General features: G+C 71.6%; 16 protein-coding genes. 4 read left to right on the forward strand and 12 right to left on the reverse strand.

Translation table 11 applies throughout. From position 1 onward, the window contains the following. Nucleotides 1–4: 4 nt before the first annotated feature. Genes AC0N04_RS04510 through AC0N04_RS04520 form a run of 3 tightly spaced genes read right to left on the reverse strand, consistent with a single transcriptional unit; the run spans nt 5 to nt 2,789 of the window. The gene (locus tag AC0N04_RS04510) at nt 5–844 is read right to left on the reverse strand and encodes a PhzF family phenazine biosynthesis protein (RefSeq protein ID WP_474279102.1); all 840 of its coding nucleotides are present in this window, start codon (nt 842–844) and stop codon (nt 5–7) included. Between the two features lie 20 nt (nt 845–864). Continuing rightward, a complete protein-coding gene (locus AC0N04_RS04515) occupies nt 865–2,073 on the reverse strand; it encodes an aminotransferase-like domain-containing protein (protein WP_474280486.1) in 1,209 nt (402 codons plus the stop codon). Nucleotides 2,074–2,078: 5 nt separating this feature from the next. Beyond that, nucleotides 2,079–2,789: an aspartate/glutamate racemase family protein gene (locus AC0N04_RS04520; RefSeq protein WP_474279104.1), complete on the reverse strand. Its 711-nt coding sequence runs from the start codon at nt 2,787–2,789 to the stop codon at nt 2,079–2,081. A 166-nt stretch (nt 2,790–2,955) separates the two neighbouring features. Here AC0N04_RS04520 and AC0N04_RS04525 point away from each other — a divergent pair, with 166 nt between their 5' ends. Together AC0N04_RS04525 and AC0N04_RS04530 are read left to right on the forward strand one after the other, a co-directional pair. Then, nucleotides 2,956–4,407 (forward strand): aminotransferase-like domain-containing protein, encoded by a 1,452-nt coding sequence (locus AC0N04_RS04525; RefSeq protein WP_474279106.1) that lies wholly within the window; start codon nt 2,956–2,958, stop codon nt 4,405–4,407. Nucleotides 4,408–4,418: 11 nt separating this feature from the next. Then, nucleotides 4,419–5,480 carry a DMT family transporter gene (locus AC0N04_RS04530; protein ID WP_474279108.1) on the forward strand — a complete coding sequence of 354 codons (1,062 nt, stop codon included), beginning with the start codon at nt 4,419–4,421 and terminating at the stop codon, nt 5,478–5,480. A 34-nt stretch (nt 5,481–5,514) separates the two neighbouring features. Here AC0N04_RS04530 and AC0N04_RS04535 read toward each other — a convergent pair whose 3' ends face one another. Beyond that, the gene (locus AC0N04_RS04535) at nt 5,515–6,090 is read right to left on the reverse strand and encodes a Spy/CpxP family protein refolding chaperone (protein ID WP_474279110.1); all 576 of its coding nucleotides are present in this window, start codon (nt 6,088–6,090) and stop codon (nt 5,515–5,517) included. Nucleotides 6,091–6,334: 244 nt separating this feature from the next. Here AC0N04_RS04535 and AC0N04_RS04540 point away from each other — a divergent pair, with 244 nt between their 5' ends. Further along, nucleotides 6,335–7,057 carry a response regulator gene (locus tag AC0N04_RS04540; protein ID WP_474280488.1) on the forward strand — a complete coding sequence of 241 codons (723 nt, stop codon included), beginning with the start codon at nt 6,335–6,337 and terminating at the stop codon, nt 7,055–7,057. After that, nucleotides 7,057–8,490 carry an ATP-binding protein gene (locus AC0N04_RS04545; RefSeq protein WP_474279112.1) on the forward strand — a complete coding sequence of 478 codons (1,434 nt, stop codon included), beginning with the start codon at nt 7,057–7,059 and terminating at the stop codon, nt 8,488–8,490. The genes AC0N04_RS04540 and AC0N04_RS04545 overlap by 1 nt, the downstream gene beginning before the upstream one ends. 25 nt (nt 8,491–8,515) lie before the next feature. On the opposite strand, the gene AC0N04_RS04550 is transcribed toward AC0N04_RS04545, so the two are convergent. The 8 genes from AC0N04_RS04550 to AC0N04_RS04585 all read right to left on the reverse strand — a co-directional run bounded on the left by AC0N04_RS04550 (nt 8,516) and on the right by AC0N04_RS04585 (nt 16,372). Continuing rightward, nucleotides 8,516–10,309 (reverse strand): N-acetylglutaminylglutamine amidotransferase, encoded by a 1,794-nt coding sequence (locus AC0N04_RS04550; protein WP_474279114.1) that lies wholly within the window; start codon nt 10,307–10,309, stop codon nt 8,516–8,518. 65 nt (nt 10,310–10,374) lie between these two features. Continuing rightward, entirely contained in the window at nt 10,375–10,608 is a 234-nt protein-coding gene (locus tag AC0N04_RS04555; RefSeq protein ID WP_474279116.1) for a thioredoxin family protein, read from the reverse strand. A 32-nt stretch (nt 10,609–10,640) separates the two neighbouring features. Further along, on the reverse strand, nt 10,641–12,287 hold the full coding sequence (locus AC0N04_RS04560) for a hypothetical protein (RefSeq protein WP_474279118.1): 1,647 nt from the start codon (nt 12,285–12,287) through the stop codon (nt 10,641–10,643). 13 nt (nt 12,288–12,300) lie between these two features. Further along, nucleotides 12,301–13,002 (reverse strand): hypothetical protein, encoded by a 702-nt coding sequence (locus AC0N04_RS04565; protein WP_474279120.1) that lies wholly within the window; start codon nt 13,000–13,002, stop codon nt 12,301–12,303. 10 nt (nt 13,003–13,012) lie between these two features. Further along, nucleotides 13,013–14,065, reverse strand: coding sequence for a permease (locus AC0N04_RS04570; protein ID WP_474279122.1), 1,053 nt, complete (start codon nt 14,063–14,065; stop codon nt 13,013–13,015). Nucleotides 14,066–14,141: 76 nt separating this feature from the next. Continuing rightward, nucleotides 14,142–14,735, reverse strand: coding sequence for a sigma-70 family RNA polymerase sigma factor (locus AC0N04_RS04575; protein WP_474279124.1), 594 nt, complete (start codon nt 14,733–14,735; stop codon nt 14,142–14,144). Next, nucleotides 14,735–15,838, reverse strand: coding sequence for an ACR3 family arsenite efflux transporter (arsB, locus tag AC0N04_RS04580; protein ID WP_474279126.1), 1,104 nt, complete (start codon nt 15,836–15,838; stop codon nt 14,735–14,737). The genes AC0N04_RS04575 and arsB overlap by 1 nt, the downstream gene beginning before the upstream one ends. A gap of 18 nt (nt 15,839–15,856) precedes the next feature. Beyond that, on the reverse strand, nt 15,857–16,372 hold the full coding sequence (locus tag AC0N04_RS04585) for an arsenate reductase ArsC (RefSeq protein ID WP_474279128.1): 516 nt from the start codon (nt 16,370–16,372) through the stop codon (nt 15,857–15,859). Nucleotides 16,373–16,375: the final 3 nt, after the last annotated feature.

Consider the following 16,375-nt stretch of genomic DNA (forward strand, 5'->3'; position numbering starts at 1 on the left):
GGCGCTACAGCGTCACCGTGCCGCTGATGCACGGCGACACGTCGCCGCCGATCCAGATCGCGTCGCCCTCGCGCTGCACGTGCACCCGGCCCGCCCGGCCCAGCGCCGCGCCCTGGGCCGCCACGTACGCGTCGGGCGCCTGGCCGCTGCCGATCAGCCACTGCGCCAGGCCGGCGTTGAGGCTGCCGGTGACCGGATCTTCGGGCACGCCCAGGCCGGGCACGAAGGCCCGCACCTCGAACCGGCACTCGGCGCCGGCCGGATGCGACCCCACCACGCCCAGCTTGAGATCGCGCATCTGGCTGAAGTCCGGCCGCAGCGCCAGCACCGTGGCGGCGTCGGCCAGCAGCGCGGCCAGCCAGCCGGGCCCGTTGTCCACCCACTCCAGCGCCCGCAACTGCCCGGCGGCCAGGCCCAGCGCGCCGGACACGCGCTGGCGCAGCGCCTCGTCGGCCGGGCCGCTGCGACGCAGCGGCGGGGCGGCGAAGGCCAGCCGGGTACCGTCGCGCCTGACGCGCACCAGGCCCACGCCGCATTCCTGCACCACCCGCCCCGGGACGTGCGGCAGGCCACCGGCCGCCAGCCAGGCGTGGCAACTGCCCAGCGTGGGGTGGCCCGCAAAGGGCAGCTCGCCGCCGGGCGTGAAGATCCGCACCCGGTAGTCGGCCTCGGCCGACGCGGGCCGCAGCAAGAACGTGGTCTCGCTCAGGTTGGTCCAGCGGGCGAACGCGGCCATCTCTGCGTCGCAGAGGCCATCGGCATCGTGCACGACGGCCAGGGGATTGCCCTTGAGCGGCGTGGCGGTGAAGACGTCGAGCTGGGTGAAGCGGCGGAGGTGGCTCATCGGCTTGTGCGAAGAAAGGTTCAGGGGGCCGGTTCGACCAGGCCTTCGTTCAGGTGCTGGCGCAGCACCGCGCCCAGCGCGGCCACGGCGCTGCGGATCTCGTCGGGCGACAGCGTCACGAAGGACAGGCGCATCGTGCGCACGTCCGGGGCGTGGGCGTAGAAGGCTTCGCCGGGCACATAAGCCACGCCGGCGGCCACCGCCTGCGGCAGCAGCGCCAGCGCGTGGCAGCCCTCGGGCAGGCGGACCCAGAAGAACATGCCGCCCTGCGGCGCCTGCCATTCGCTGCCGGCCGGCAGGTGCTCGGTCAGCGCCTGGGCCATCGCGTCGCGCTGGGCACGGTAGCGGGCGCGGATGGTGGGCACGTGGCGGTCGAGGAAACCGTTGCGGATGACCTCGTAGACCAGCCGCTGGTTGAAGCCCGGCGAGTGCAGGTCGGCCGCCTGCTTGGCCTGCAGCAGCTTGGGATAGAGCGCCTCCGGCGCCACCACGTACCCCAGGCGCAGGCCCGGCGCCAGGACCTTGGAGAACGATCCGAGGTAGACCGTGCCGGCGGGCCAGCGCGAGGCCAGCGAGGCCGGCGGCGCCTGGTCGAACCACAGATCGCCGTAGGGGTTGTCCTCGACCAGCGGCAGCCGCGCCGCCTGGGCCGCTGCCACCAGTGCCTGGCGGCGCGCCTCGGGCATCACCCGGCCGGTCGGGTTCTGGAAATTGGGCAGCACGTAGAAAAAGCGGGTGCCCGGCGCGTCGTGGGTCAGCCGCGTCAGGCCGTCCGGTCGCGGGCCGTCGCCATCGCCGTCCACCCCCACGAAGACCGGCTCGTAAGGCGAGAACGCCTGCAGCGCACCGAGGTAGGTGGGCGTCTCGACGGCCACCGGCGCGGTCGGGTCGATCAACACCTTGCCGACCAGATCCAGGCCTTGCTGCGAGCCGGTGGTGATCAGCACCTGGGCGGCGCTGACCTGCTGGCCCTGGGCGTTCAGCGTCGCCGCGACCCATTCGCGCAAGGGCCCGAAGCCCTCGCTGGCCGCGTACTGCAAGGCCTCGCGCGGCGTGTCCGTCAGCACCTTGGCGCTGGCTTCGCGCATCGCCTCGACCGGAAAGCTGTCGGGCGACGGCAGGCCGCCGGCGAGCGACAGCACGCCCGGCTGTTCGGTCAGCTTGAGGATCTCGCGGATGATGGACGGGTTCATGCGTGCGGCGCGCTGGGCGAGCACGAAGGGCGGCATCGGGGTCATGCGGGGGTCTCCTTCAGGATCCAGTCCACCGCAGCCTGCGCGTGGACGGCGGTGGTGTCAATCAGCGGCAGCGGCCAGCCCGGCGCGGCCGGGTCGAGCAGCAGCGACAGCTCAGTGCAGCCCAGGACGATGCTGTCGCATCCCTGCTCGGCCAGGCGGTGGATCATCTGCCGCAGCCGCTCGGCCGACGCGTCGACGAGGCGGCCGCGGCACAGCTCGTCGAAGATCACGCGGTGCAGTTCGGCCCGGTCGGCCGCGTCGGGAACGCGGGTGGCGATGCCGAAGTGCCGCTCCAGATGGTCGGCCAGAAAGCGGTCTTCCATCGTGAAGCGGGTGCCCAGCAGCCCGGCGCGGCGGCCACCGGCAGCCTGCAGCGCGCGGCCGGTGGCATCGCCGATGTGCAGCAGCGGCAGGCCGCTGATCTCGGTCACCAGCGCCGCCACCTTGTGCATGGTGTTGGTGGCGATCAGCAAGGCCTGGGCGCCACCTTCCCGCAAGCCGGCCCCGGTGCGCCCCAGCAGGGCCGCGGCGGCGTCCCAATCATCGGCTGCCTGCAGGGCCGCGACTTCGGCGAAATCCAGGCTGGCCAGGCGCAACGGCGCGCTGTGCAGGCCGCCGCGCCGCGCGGCCACGCCCTGATTGATCCGCCGGTAGTAGACCAGCGTCGACTCCCAGCTCATGCCGCCCAGAAGGCCAAGGGTTCTCATCATCGCTCCCACCTCAACACCGGGTTCGCACCGGCACGCGCCTGACGGCACCCGCCCCGGCATGCTGGACAGTCTAGCCAGACAACCAGTACAGTTGCGATACAGATCGGCGGTGCAATGCAATCGCCTGTACCGGTCCCATCGCTGACACAGCCTCCCACCGACCATGCCGGCACGCGATCCCTCCCCCCTCCACGCCGGCGCGCCCGCCTCGGTGCTGGCGCGCGACACCGGCATGACGCTGACCGAGCAGCTCGCCGGCCATTTCGCCGAACGCATCCGCCAGCGCCTGCTGGCGCCGGGGGCTCGCCTGCCTTCGGTGCGCGACTGCGCGCAGCGCCACGGCATCAGCCCGCACACGGTCGTCGCCGCCTACGACCAGCTGCAGGCCCAGGGCCTGGTCCTCGCCCGACGCCAGCGCGGCTACTTCGTGCGCGAGTCCCGCGCGGCGGCCCCGGTGGCGCCGCGCGCCGCCGCGGCACACAGCGGCGCGCGGGTGCCGCCGGTGGACGCCACCGCGCTGATCCGCGGCATGTTCCACAACGAGTCGGACAAGCCCGCCCCCGGCCTGGGCACGCTGCCCGCCGATTGGCTGGACCTGCCCCTGCTGGCGAGCGCGCTGCGCCGCGTGCTGGCCCAGGGCGAGCCGATGACGGCGCTGCAATACGGCCACCCGGCCGGCGACCTGCGGCTGCGCGAGGCGCTGGCCGTCAAGCTGGCCGATTTCGGCGTGCGCGCCAACAGCGGGCAGATCATCACCGCCACCGGCGCGACCCATGCGCTCGACCTGATCTCGCGCACCCTGCTGGCACCGGGCGACGCGGTGCTGGTCGACGAGCCTGCCTGGGCCGTCGAGTACGCCCGGCTGACCCGGCTCGGCGTGCGCCTGCTGCCGGTACCGCGCGGCGCCGACGGGCCCGACCTGGGGTTGATGGCGACACTCGCACGCGAGCACCACCCGCGCATGTACGTGACCGTGCCGGTGCTGCACAACCCGACCGGTGCCTCGCTGAGCCTGGCCAGCGCGCATCAGGTGCTGAAGCTGGCCGAGGCCCACGACTTCTGGCTGGTGGAGGACGACACCTACGCCCACCTCGCCCCGGCGCACCTGCCGCGCATGGCGGCGCTCGACGGCCTGCAGCGCACGCTCTATGTCTCGGGCTTCTCGAAGATCCTCACGCCGAGCTGGCGCGTGGGCTACATGGCGGTGCCGCCGGCGCTGGTGGAACGGCTGGTGGACACCAAGCTGCTGGCCACGCTGGGCACGCCCGCCGTGCTGGAGCAGGCCGTGGCGCTGTGCCTGGAGCAGGGCAGCCTGCGCCGCCACGCCGAGCGCGTCGTGACCCGGCTCGCCGCCGCGCGCCACCGCACGGTGCAGCTCGCACAAGCGCATGGCTGCCGCTTCGTGACCCCACCGCAAGGCCTGTTCGGCTGGCTCGACACCGGCGCCGACACCGAGCAGCTGGCGCTCGCGATGCACGACGACGGCTGGCTGCTCGCCCCCGGCCACCTCTTCCAGGCCACCCGCCGTCCCGGCACGCTGATGCGCATCAACTTCGCCACCGCGCAGGACGCGCGCTTCTGGCGCGCGCTGGACAAGGCGCGGAGGGGACTGTGATGGCGCTCGACATGAACCTCCGCACCGCCCTCCCCGCGCTGGCCGCCGCACTGCTCTTCGGCGCCAGCACGCCGCTGGCCAAGTGGCTGGGCGTGCAGATGGCGCCGCAGCTGCTGGCGGGGCTGTTGTACCTGGGCAGCGGCGTCGGGCTGGCCGGGTTGATGGTGATACGGCGCCTCGCGCAGGCGACGGCGGACGCCCCGGCGACCTCGCTGCGGATTCCGCCGGAAGACCGCCCCTGGCTGGTCGGCGCGATCCTCGCCGGCGGCGTGCTGGCGCCGGTGCTGCTGATGTCGGGACTGGCCACCACCGAGGCCGCGGCGGCGTCGCTGCTGCTCAACGTCGAAGGCGTGCTGACCGCCGTCATCGCCTGGTGGGTCTTCAAGGAAAACGCCGACCGCGCCGTCGTGCTCGGCATGCTGGCCATCGTGGCCGGCGGGGCGCTGCTGTCGTACCAGCCGGGGGCCGCCCGACTGTCGCCCGGTGCATTGCTGATCTTCGCCGCCTGCCTGTGCTGGGCGATCGACAACAACCTGACGCGCAAGGTGTCGATCCACGACGCGCTGCTGCTGGCCGGCCTCAAGGGGCTGGGCGCCGGCGTGACGAACACCGGCCTGGCGCTGGCCGCCGGCGCGTCGCTGCCGGGTCTGCTGCCGATGCTGGGCATCCTCGCGGTCGGCTTCGCCGGCTACGGCCTGAGCCTGGCGCTGTTCGTGCTGGCCTTGCGCGGGCTCGGCACGGCCCGTGCAGCGGCGTATTTTTCGGTCGCGCCGCTGTTCGGCGTGATGATTTCTTGGACGCTGTGGCCGGTCAACCCGAGCGGAACGTTCTGGGCCGCCGTCGCGTTGATGGCGGCGGGCGTGTGGCTGCACGTGCGCGAGCAGCATGCGCATGAGCACACCCATGACCCCCTGCACCACGCGCACGCCCACCGGCATGACGCGCATCACCAGCATGCGCACGATCCCGGCTGGGACGGGACGGAGCCCCATCACCATGCGCATCGGCACGCCGTGCTGACGCACCGCCATGCGCATGCGCCGGACGTGCATCACCGGCACGATCACCGCTAGTTAGCCGTCCGGGGCGCTGCCCGCGCCCCTGGGCTCAGCCCGCGTGGTGCCGCTGCCATGGGCGATGACCGTGTCCCACGCCCATCCATTGGTCGGCCACCGTCTTCTGCTCGGGAGTGAGCACGGCATACAGCGCCTGGCGGGCGGTCTCGCGCGCGGCCAGGTTGCTCTCATGCAGCTTCAGCATCGCGTCGTGCTGGGCTTGAGGGTCGACCTCGGCGGACGCCTTGGGGTCGGTCATGCGGGCCTGCATGGCTGTGCGGAAGGCCTGCATGCTTTCGGCCTGCTGGCGCACGACCGTCTCGTACCGCTGCCACGCGACTTCCTGCGTCTCGGTGATCTTGAGCTCGGCCTTCAGGGCGGCCAGATGCGCCGAAGCGCGGGCAGGCATGTCGGCACCGCCCATCCTCTGCGCCCCCGGCATGCCGTGCTGCATGCCGCCGGGGCCCATGCCCATGCCCATGCCCATGCCGGGACCCATCCCCATCGCGGCGCCCCCGCCGGGGCATTCGCCCGCGCCCGGTCCGGCCGGACTGGCGAAGACGAGGCCGGCTGCGGCGAGCGACAGCGTGGCGGTCGCCACGGCGATGATCTTGGTCGATGTCTTCATGATGCGTCGTTCCTTCAAAGGGTCGTGAATGCTGCCGCGGCGGGCCACCGGACCCGGGATCGGCAGGTTGCCGAAGATCCCTTCGCAACGGGTTCCATTCAAGCCCGATCGTGTAAGGCCGCTGTGTCAAGCACCGCCTGTTTTGTCGCGCCATGCGTCGACTCGGCGAGCTGACATGCTGTGATACGTTTGCCCGCTCCCCTCCGGACGAAAAGTACGGTGCAATCGCGCCATGGCCCAGACGATGGAACGCAGCGACCACATCCTGATCGTCGACGACGATGCCGAGATCCGCAGCCTGCTCACGCGCTATCTCGAAAAGAACGGGCTGCGCGCCAGTGCCGTGGCCGATGGCCGCGCGATGTGGCGCGCGCTGGACAGCGGTGCCTTTGACCTGATCGTGCTCGATCTGATGCTGCCCGGCGACGACGGATTGACGCTGTGCCGCACGCTGCGCGCCAGTTCGGACATCCCGGTGCTGATGCTGACCGCCCGCGGCGACGACACCGACCGCATCGTCGGCCTGGAAATGGGGGCCGACGACTACCTGCCCAAGCCCTTCAATCCGCGTGAATTGCTGGCGCGCATCAAGGTCATCCTGCGCCGCACCCGCAGCCTGCCGCCCAATCTGCGGCCGCAGGATGAGACCGTGTTGCGCTTCGCCGGCTGGCAGCTCGACACCGCGCGCCGCCAGTTGATCTCGCCGGCCGGCGTGGTGACGCCGATCGGCGGTGCCGAGTACAAACTGCTGCGCGTGTTCGTCGAGCACCCGAACCGCGTGCTCAGTCGCGAACAGCTGCTCGACCTCAGCCAGGGCCGTGAGGCCGACCCGCTCGACCGCAGCATCGACGTCCAGGTCAGCCGGCTGCGCCAGCGCCTGGGCGATGACCCGCGCAGCCCCGCCCTGATCAAGACCTTGCGCGGCGAGGGCTACGTGCTGTCGGTGCCGGTCGAGAAGGCACTCTGATGCCGACCGCAGCGCGCTGGCTGCCGGGCTCCTTGTTCGGGCGCCTGATGCTGGTGCTGGCTGGTGGACTGATGCTGGCCCAGTTGCTCAGCGCGGCCATCAACGTCGCCGAGCGCGACCGGCTGCTGGCCCGCAGCTTCGGCCTGCAGCCGGCACAGCGCATGGCCGACGTGGTGAAGTTGCTCGACGGCCTCGGCCCGGCCGAGCGCGAGCGCGTGGTGGCCGTGTTCAGCGTGCCGCCGATGGTGCTGTCGCTGCACGACGGCCCGACCCTCACCGACGCGGCCGACCGCAGCGCGGCCGCGGGCCCGCGCGGCGCGCTGTTCGTGGCTCAGTTGCAGGCCGCGCTGGGCGAGGCTCGCGCGACCCGGGTCGAAACCCGTCCCGGCGCGCTGCCCGACCCGGCCGCGGGCGCCGGCTGGCGCCACCAAGGCATGCCGGGCATGGGCGCGATGGCGCCGATGATGCACGGCCGCATCGGGCCCGGCGCGGCCTTGCTGCGCGCCGAGGTGCAGCTGCGCGACGGCCGCTGGGCCCGCTTCGACACCCACCTGCCCCCCGTCCCCGACGCGCTGCCGTGGCGTCTGGTGGCGACGCTGGCCGTGCTGCTGGGCACGATGCTGGCGCTGTCCTGGGTCGCCGTGCGCTGGGTGGTGCGGCCGCTGCACGTGCTCGAAAAGGCCGCCCGGTCGCTGGGCGAGGATCTCGCCCGCCCGCCCCTGCCCGAGGACGGGCCGCGCGAGGTGCGCCAGGCGGCGCGCGCGTTCAACACCATGCAGCAGCGCCTGGCACGCTTCGTCGACGAACGCACCCGCATGCTGGCCGCCCTGTCGCACGACCTGAAGACGCCGCTGACCCGCCTGCGCCTGCGCACCGAGTTGCTCGACGATGACGACGCGCGTACCCGGTTCACCGCCGACCTGCAGGAGATGGAGACGATGGTGACCCAGACCCTCGTTTTCATGCGCGGCCTGGGCGGCCACGAGCCGCGCGCGGCGGTGGACGTGGACGCGCTGCTGGCCTCGCTGCAGTCCGACCACGAGGCGATGGGCCGCACGGTGACGATCGAGGGCCATGCCGACGCACCCTACCTGGGCGTCCCCTCGCTGCTCCGGCGCGCGCTGGGCAACCTGATCGACAACGCCGTGCTGTACGGCGGCAGCGCGACGGTGCGCATCGACGACCGACCCGGGCTCCTGCTGCTGCACGTGCTGGACCCGGGGCCCGGCATCGCGGCAGCCGAGCTCGAACGTGTGTTCGAGCCCTTCCACCGGCTCGAGGCATCGCGCAACCGCGCGACCGGCGGCACCGGCCTGGGCCTGGGCATCGCGCGCAGCATCGCGCGGCTGCATGGCGGCGACGTGCGGCTGGAGAACCGGCCGCAAGGCGGGCTGGACGCGGTGTTGAGCCTGCCCCGGCAGGCTCAGGGCTGACCCGCGCGGCCGGTCCGGAGGGCCGTCAGACGGTGTCGCCGACCCCGTCCACATGCACCTGCAGCCACCATTCCAGCACCGCGAGGTGCCAGAGCTTGCTGCCCTGGATGCGGGTGAAATGCGCCTCGGGCTCGGCCAGCAGGCGCTCGACATGGTCGCGCTGGTAGAGCCCGCGCCGCAGGCAGGCGTCCGATCGCAGGATGCCGCGCATCAGCTCCAGGAACGGCCCGCGCACATGCTTCAGCGCCGGCACCGGGAAGTAGCCCTTGGGCCGGTCGATCACGGCGTCGGGGATCAGGCCGCGGGCGATCGCCTTGAGCGGGTATTTGCCGCCGTCCCTCAGCTTGAGCTCGGGCGGCATGCGCGCGGCCAGTTCCACCAGCTCGTGGTCGAGGAAGGGCACGCGCACCTCCAAGCCCCAGGCCATCGGCATGTTGTCCACCCGCTTGACCGGATCGTCGACGATCAGCGTCGTGACATCGAAGCGCCAGACCTGGTCCAGGAAGGTGTCGGCCTGCGGCTTGGACAATTCCCGCGCGACCAGCTCGGCGGTGACGTCGGGCACCTGAAACTCGGGCGCAACCATCGCCAGGTAGTCGGCGTGGTCGCGGTCGAAGTAGTGGCGCCGGAAGCGTTCGACGGCCGGGCCGGTCTCGGCCTCCATGCGCGGATACCAGAAGTAGCCGCCGAACACCTCGTCGGCCCCCTGCCCGGCCAGCACCACCTTGACGCTCTTGGACACGCGCTCGGCGAGCAGGTAGAACGCGATCACGTCGTGGCTCATCGACGGCTCGGACATCGCCGCCACCGCTTCGGGCAGGCGTGCGAGCACCTCGCTGTTCGGAATCAGGTGCTTGTGGTGGCGGGTCTTGAAGCGCTGCGCGATCAGGTCGGAGTACTCGAACTCGTCGGCCCTTTCGCTGCCAGCGCCCACGCCTTCGAAACCGATCGAGAACGTCTGCAGGTCCGGCACGTGGTCGGCCAGCAGGCCGACCAGCAGGCTCGAATCGAGACCGCCGGACAGCAGCACGCCGACCGGCACGTCGGCGGCCAGTCGGCGGCGCTCCAGCGAGCGCAGCAGCCGCTCGCGCGTCGCCGCCAGCCAGTCGGCTTCGCTGATCGGCTGCGGGGGCCGAGTGGCGTCCAGCGTCCAGTAGACCCGCTGCGTGCGCTGTCCATCGGCCGTCAGCGTCATCGTCGTGGCCGGCGGCAGCTTGCGCACGCCGGCCAGCACGGTGCGCGGCGCCGGCACCACCGTGTGCAGCGTGAAATGGTGGTGCAGCGCGACCGGATCGAGCCGGCGGTCGACGCCGCCTCCGGCCAGCAGCGCCGGCAGGCTGGAGGCGAAGCGCAGGCGCTGCTCGTCCTGCGACAGGTACAGCGGCTTGATGCCGAAGCGATCGCGGGCCAGGAACAGCTGGCGCCGCCGCGCGTCCCAGACCGCGAAGGCGAACATGCCGTGGAAACGCTCGACGCAGCGCTCGCCCCAGGCGTGGTAGGCCTTCAGGATGACTTCGCTGTCGCCGTCCGAGAAGAAGGTGTAGCCCGCCGCGGCGAGCTCGGTGCGCAGCTCGCGGTAGTTGTAGATCGTGCCGTTGAACACCAGCGCCAGCTGCAGCGCGGCATCGACCATCGGCTGGTGAGCGCTCGGCGACAGGTCGATGATCGCCAGCCGCCGGTGGCCGAAGGCCAGCGGCCCGTCGCTGTAGCTGCCGGCATGGTCGGGGCCGCGCCGGGCGAGCGCGGCCGACATGCGCGCCAGCGCCGCCAGGTCCGGCGGGCGGGCGTCGAACCGCAATTCACCGCACAGGCCGCACATGCGCCGGCTCCTGGTTCGTCGTCCGGCAGGTGGCGCCGCGACGCGGTCCGTTCATCGGCGACCGCTCACACCGTCAGCCACTGCTCGACCTTGTCGCGGCTGGGCACGCCGCCAGCGTGCACCACCTTGCCGTCGATCACGACACCGGGCGTGCTCATCACGCCGTAGCCCATGATGTCGCGCAACTCCTCGACCTTTTGCAGCGTCACCGGAACGCCCTTGGCCTGGGCGACCTGTTCGATGAGGGCGAGGGTGGTCTTGCAGTTGGCACAGCCGGTGCCGAGAACCTTGATGTCCATGGGAAGCTCCTGAGTCAGGGGGGAATGAGGGATCACTCGGGGGTCGATGCCGGGCCGAACAACAAGGCCTGCATGCGCGCGCGTTCGGCCGCCGTCGGCCCGCTCGCGGCGTCGGCCGCGGCGGTCGACGCGACGCGGCCCTGCGCGTCGATGCGGATGACGGCGTAGCGCTCATCGAGCACGGCTTCGGGCTCGCCGTCGTGCAGCCGCACGCGCCAGTCCGCCAGGCGCAGCGTCCGGCCGGCCAGCGAGCACGCGGAGGCCTCGTGGCGCGCCAACGCCAGCGACAGCGCATGCGGCACCGGGTGCACCGTGCCGTCGGCCGCGAGCAGGAAGGCGTAGCTGGCCGTGGCGGCGCCGGCGTGGACGGTCCGGCCCGATGCATCGGGCGTGCTGTAGACCGGCGCAAAGCCGCCGCCCGGCGTGCGGAAGTTGGTGGTCTGGCCCTGGTACAGGCGGGCCGCCACCCATTGCACGTCGCCGGCATAGGCGTAGGCGCGCAGGTCGAACTTCATCGCCTTGGCCTCGGGCTCGCCGTCGATCCGCCGCTCGCCCGGCGGCACCAGCGCCTGGGCCACGTAGTCGCCGGCCAGGATCTCCTGCCAGACACGGCGTGTGAGCTTGTCGCCTCGGTAGGCGGCGCGGCTGCCATAGCCGGCCACCGGCTTGAAGAACAGGCCCCGGCGCGCCGCCCACAGGCGCTCGCCCTGGGCGGCCGTCACCGGCTCGGTGCGCGGCACGCAGGCCAGCAGCACCTGTCGGGTGGCCTCGGGCACGCCCAGCGCCTGCAAGCGCGCGTCGTCGCTGAACAGCGCCAGGCGGCGCTTGTCGGCATACAGCGCGTGGGCTTGCGGATGCGGCGTCAGCACCACGCCCTGCTGCTCGTAGGCCTGGCGCAGCGTCGCGTGGGCCGGCTGTTCGAGGTAGAAATCGGTCAGCCGGTTGTAGACCAGGTCGATGGCCAGGTCACCGTGCCACAGCCGGCCATCGCGCCACTGCAGCGCAGACGGGTCCGCGATCACCGCCTGCAGGCCGTGGCGTTCGAACAGCTTCTGGAACAGCAGGAATTCGGGATACAGGTACTGCTGCTCGGGAGCGTCGTCGACGATGGCGATGCTGGCCAGCGGCCGCCGGGGCCCGCCGGCCCGCTGCCATTCCTGGCGGAACATCGCCACCAGCTGCTGCTCGAACGCCGCCACGCTGGCCAGCTCCGGCACCATCGCGTCCATTGCCGCGCAGCAGGCCCGCTGGGCGCGCGCCAGCACCGCGTTGAGCATCGCGCCACCGGCATTGGTATTGATCTCGATGAGCTGCAAGCGGCCCTGATCGAGATGGAAGTCGTAGCCGAAGAACACGCCCAGCGGGCCGCTGTCGCCGATGCGTGCGATCGGCGGGGCTGCGGCCAGCGCCTGGTCGCGGTAGGACGGCAGGCCCACCACCGTCTCGACCGCCCGCACCAGCTGGGCGATGCGCTGCAGCGGCTCGGCCGCCACGAACACCGGCTGCGCGGCGAACACCGACGGGCAGCGCTCGCGCATCAGCTGGGCCAGGCCCGGTTGACCCAGCTCGCCGTCGAGGGCGCGGGCCAGCGCGTCGCGGTCCAGGCTGAGGCAGACGCAGTCGCGATTGAGTTGCTCGATCGGGTGGGCGGACACAGCGGACGTTGCGGTGGATGGCATGGGGTCGGCGGTCTCAGCGCCGCGTGGGCAAGGACAGCAGGGCGCCATCGTCCAGGTGCAGATCGACCAGGTGGCCGGCCAGCGCCGGTCGCGGCATCCACACATGGACGTGCAGGTTGTAGCCCTTGGCCAGGCCCAGGCGGTCCCGGTCGGCCGTCGCGTGCAGGCCGACCAGCACCACCTCGACGTCGCGGGTGGTGGTGAGCAGATCCCGGCCCGGCTGCCGGTTCGCCACGCTCCAGGTCACCGACCTCGCGTGGCCGGTGATCTTGAACGGCACGATGGCTTCGGCGTCGCACGGCATCGCCTCGACCGCGTCGTCGAGCGCGAAATTCAGGCTGTCGAAGGAGCTGATGCCGTCCAGCGGGCGGGACTGAACCGTCCAGGCGGCGGGCGATGACAACACCAGCTTGACCGCGCCGTCGCCGGCCGCGACGGCACGCGGCTTCGCCGAGCCGCCTGCGTTGCGATCCAGCAGGACCCGGCCGTCGACGACGGTGATCTCGTCGCCCAGGCCGGTCGTGGCCCCGTAGCCCAGCGTCGTCGGGGACAGCGACAGGTCTTGCAACGGCACGGCGGCCGCCAAGTCGCCCAGGGCCAGCCGCGGGTTGGCCCATACCGTCACCGGCGCGTCGCACTGAAAGGAGACCGCCCAGGCCGGCGACGCCAGGCACAGGGCCAGCGCCAGGGCAAGGCGGGTCGACACGGCGTCCATGGGCGGCACCTTACAGCACCGCGTTGAACACATAGCCCACCAGCAGGATGCCGACGGCGACGACGCCGGCGAACGTGGCGATCAGGCGGATCTTGAGCACCTTGCGCAGGATCACCATCTCGGGAAAGGACAGCGCGATCACGCTCATCATGAACGCCAGCACCGTGCCCAGCGCCGCCCCCTTGGCCAGCAGCGCCTGCACGATCGGGATCACGCCGGCCGCGTTGGTGTACATCGGCACGCCGATCAGCACCGCCAGCGGCACCGACCACCACGCGCTCCGGCCCATGATGCCGGCCATGAAGTCTTCCGGCACGTAGCCGTGGATGCCTGCGCCGATGGCGATGCCGCCCAGGATGTAGGGCCAGACCTTGCCGACGATCTCGCGCACGCTGGCAAAGCCGGCGTCGATGCGCTCGGCCAGGCTCAGCGACGGATGCTCGGCCGTGGCCTGCACCCGCGGCATGTCGCGCACCCAGTCTTCAAGGTAGGCCTCCATCTTCAACCGCCCGATGACGAAGCCGGCGACGATCGCCACCGACAGCCCCAGGCCCAGGTACAGCAGCGCGGTCTTCCAGCCGAACATGCCGAACAGCAGCGTCAGCGCGACCTCGTTGACCATCGGCGCCGAGATCAGGAAGGAGAAGGTCACGCCCAGCGGCACGCCGGCCTGGACGAAGCCGATGAACAGCGGCACCGCCGAGCACGAGCAGAACGGGGTGACGATGCCCAGGCTGGCCGCCATCACGTTGGCCACGCCCTCGGTCCGCCCGGCCAGCAGCGCGCGGGTGCGCTCCGGCGTGAAGTAGGAGTTCACCATGCCCATCACGAAGACGATGCCGGTCAGCAGCAGCAACACCTTGGGGGTGTCGTAGAAGAAGAACTCGAGCGCGCCGCCCAGGCGGCTGGCGTGATCCACCGGCAACGCGGCCACCAAGGCCTGCGCCGCAGGCATCAAGGCCTGGTAGAGCGCCCACCACGCGATCGCCGCGAGCAGCAGGAAGGCACGCGGATGCAGCTGGGGCCAGCGCTGCGTGCGACGGGACAGGGTCAGTTCGGTCATTTTTTCACCTCTTGTCTGGAAGACGAAGCAGGTCGGAAAAGGATGCAGCGATCCGGGGCGCCGCACTTGACGCACGTCAATCAGGCGAGGGCCGCGGCACATGCCCGGCGACGCTGCCGTCGGTCTCGAACCGCACTTGGCAGGCCTGCGTGATGCGCTCGCGCAGGCGCTGGCGGGCCCGCAGCAGGCGCGACTTGGCCGCTGCAAGGCCGAGGCCACGGTCTTGCGCGAAGCCGCGCACCGTCTGGCCCTGCAGATCGCAGGCGCGCAGCACCTCGGCATCGTCGGGCGACAGCTCGGCCAGGGTCCGGGTCAGGCAGTCGGCCAGCGCGTCGACGGGTGGCGGGACCTCGGAAGGCGCGGGCAGCGTGTCGGCGAGGTCGTCGGCCAGCGGCTCGGTCGGTCGCATCGTGCGGGCCCGGTCGATCAGGGTGTTGCGCGCGACCTGGAACAGCCAGGCGCGCGGTTGATCGAGCGAGCAGAATCCGGCGCCCTGCCGCAGGGCCTTGACGAACACGTCCTGCAGCACGTCGTCCACCGCGTCGACCTGCGGCAGCCGGCGGCGCAGGTAGCCGCGCAGCTCCGCCTCGTGGGCCGCCCAGGCCGCCGCGACGCAGGCGAACGGCGAGGCCGCGGGCCGGTCCTGCGCGGCCCTCCCGGCGATCGTCATCAGCGGGCGTCCCGGCGGCTCGATCGCGCCACGACGCACGGGCCGGCGTCGTACCAGGCCTTGCTCCGGTTCACCCACCGCACCACGAGCAGCATCACCGGGACTTCGATCAGCACCCCCACCACGGTGGCCAGCGCGGCACCGGATTGGAAGCCGAACAGGCTGATGGCTGCGGCCACCGCCAGTTCGAAGAAGTTGCTCGCGCCGATCAGGGCCGAAGGACAGGCGACGCTGTGCGACTCGCCCAGGTGCCGATTGAGCCCGTAGGCGAGCGCCGAATTGAACAGCACCTGGATCAGGATCGGCACGGCCAGCATCGCGATCACCAGCGGCTGCTCGATGAGGGCCTGGCCCTGGAAGCCGAACAGCAGCACCAGCGTGGCCAGCAGCGCGGTGATGGACCAGGGGCCGATCCTGGCCAGCATCGCCTCCAGCGCCCGCGGTCCGCGCCGCAGCAGCGAGCGCCGCCAGGCCTGGGCGATCACCACCGGGATCACGATGTACAGCAGCACCGAGGTCAGCAAGGTGTTCCACGGCACGCTGATCGACGACAGGCCGAGCAGCAGCGCGACGATGGGCGCGAACGCGAACACCATGATGGTGTCGTTGAGCGCGACCTGGCTCAGCGTGAACAGCGCGTGCCCGCCGGTAAGCCGGCTCCACACGAACACCATCGCGGTGCAGGGCGCGGCAGCGAGCAGGATCAGGCCGGCGATGTAGCTGTCGGCCTGGCCGGCCGGCAGGTAGGGCGCGAAGACATGGCGGATGAAGATCCAGCCCAGCAGCGCCATCGAGAACGGCTTGACCGCCCAGTTGACGAACAGCGTCACGCCGATGCCGCGCCAGTGCTGACCCACCTGGTGCAGCGCACCGAAGTCCACCTTCAGCAGCATCGGGATGATCATCACCCAGATCAGCAAGCCCACCGGCAGGTTGACCTGGGCGATCTGCAGGCGGCCCAGCGCCTGCACCGGCCCGGGCAGGAGCTGGCCGAGCACGATGCCCGCCACGATGCAGAGAAACACCCAGAGGGTGAGAAAGCGCTCGAAAACGCTCATCGGCGCGATGGCGGCCGCGCGGGCCGGAGAGACGGAGGACGTCATGGTCGCAGCCACCTCGAATCAGCTTCGCCCGATATCGACCAGGGCCGCCTGCAGCGTTCCCCGATCCATCGTGGCCAGCGGCAAGGCCAGCAGTTGCAGCATGCGGTAGCCGATCGCCTGGCGCGTCAGCTCGAAGGCGCGCCGCTTGCCGTCATCGCCGCCTTCGGCGCGGGACGGGTCGGGGTAGCCCCAATGGACCTTGACGGGCTGGGCGCCCGGGCCGCCCCAGAAGACCGGGCAGGTCTCTGCGGCGGCGCTGTCGCACACCGTGATGACGATGGACAGCGGCGGCGCACCGTCCTGGCTGAACTCGTCCCAGCTCTTGCTGCGGTAGTCCGCGGTGTCGATGCCCGCGTCGCGAAGCGCTTCGATGGCGAACGGATTGACGCGTCCGCTGGGCTCGCTGCCGGCGCTGTGGGCCCGCACCGCCTTGCCGAGTCGGGCCGCGAGGTGGTTCAGCATGCCCTCGCCCAGCACGCTGCGCGCCGAATTGTGGGTGCACAGGATCAGGACGTGACAGAGGTCGGTGGCCATGGG

Source organism: Ideonella sp. sgz306126 (assembly GCF_056032705.1).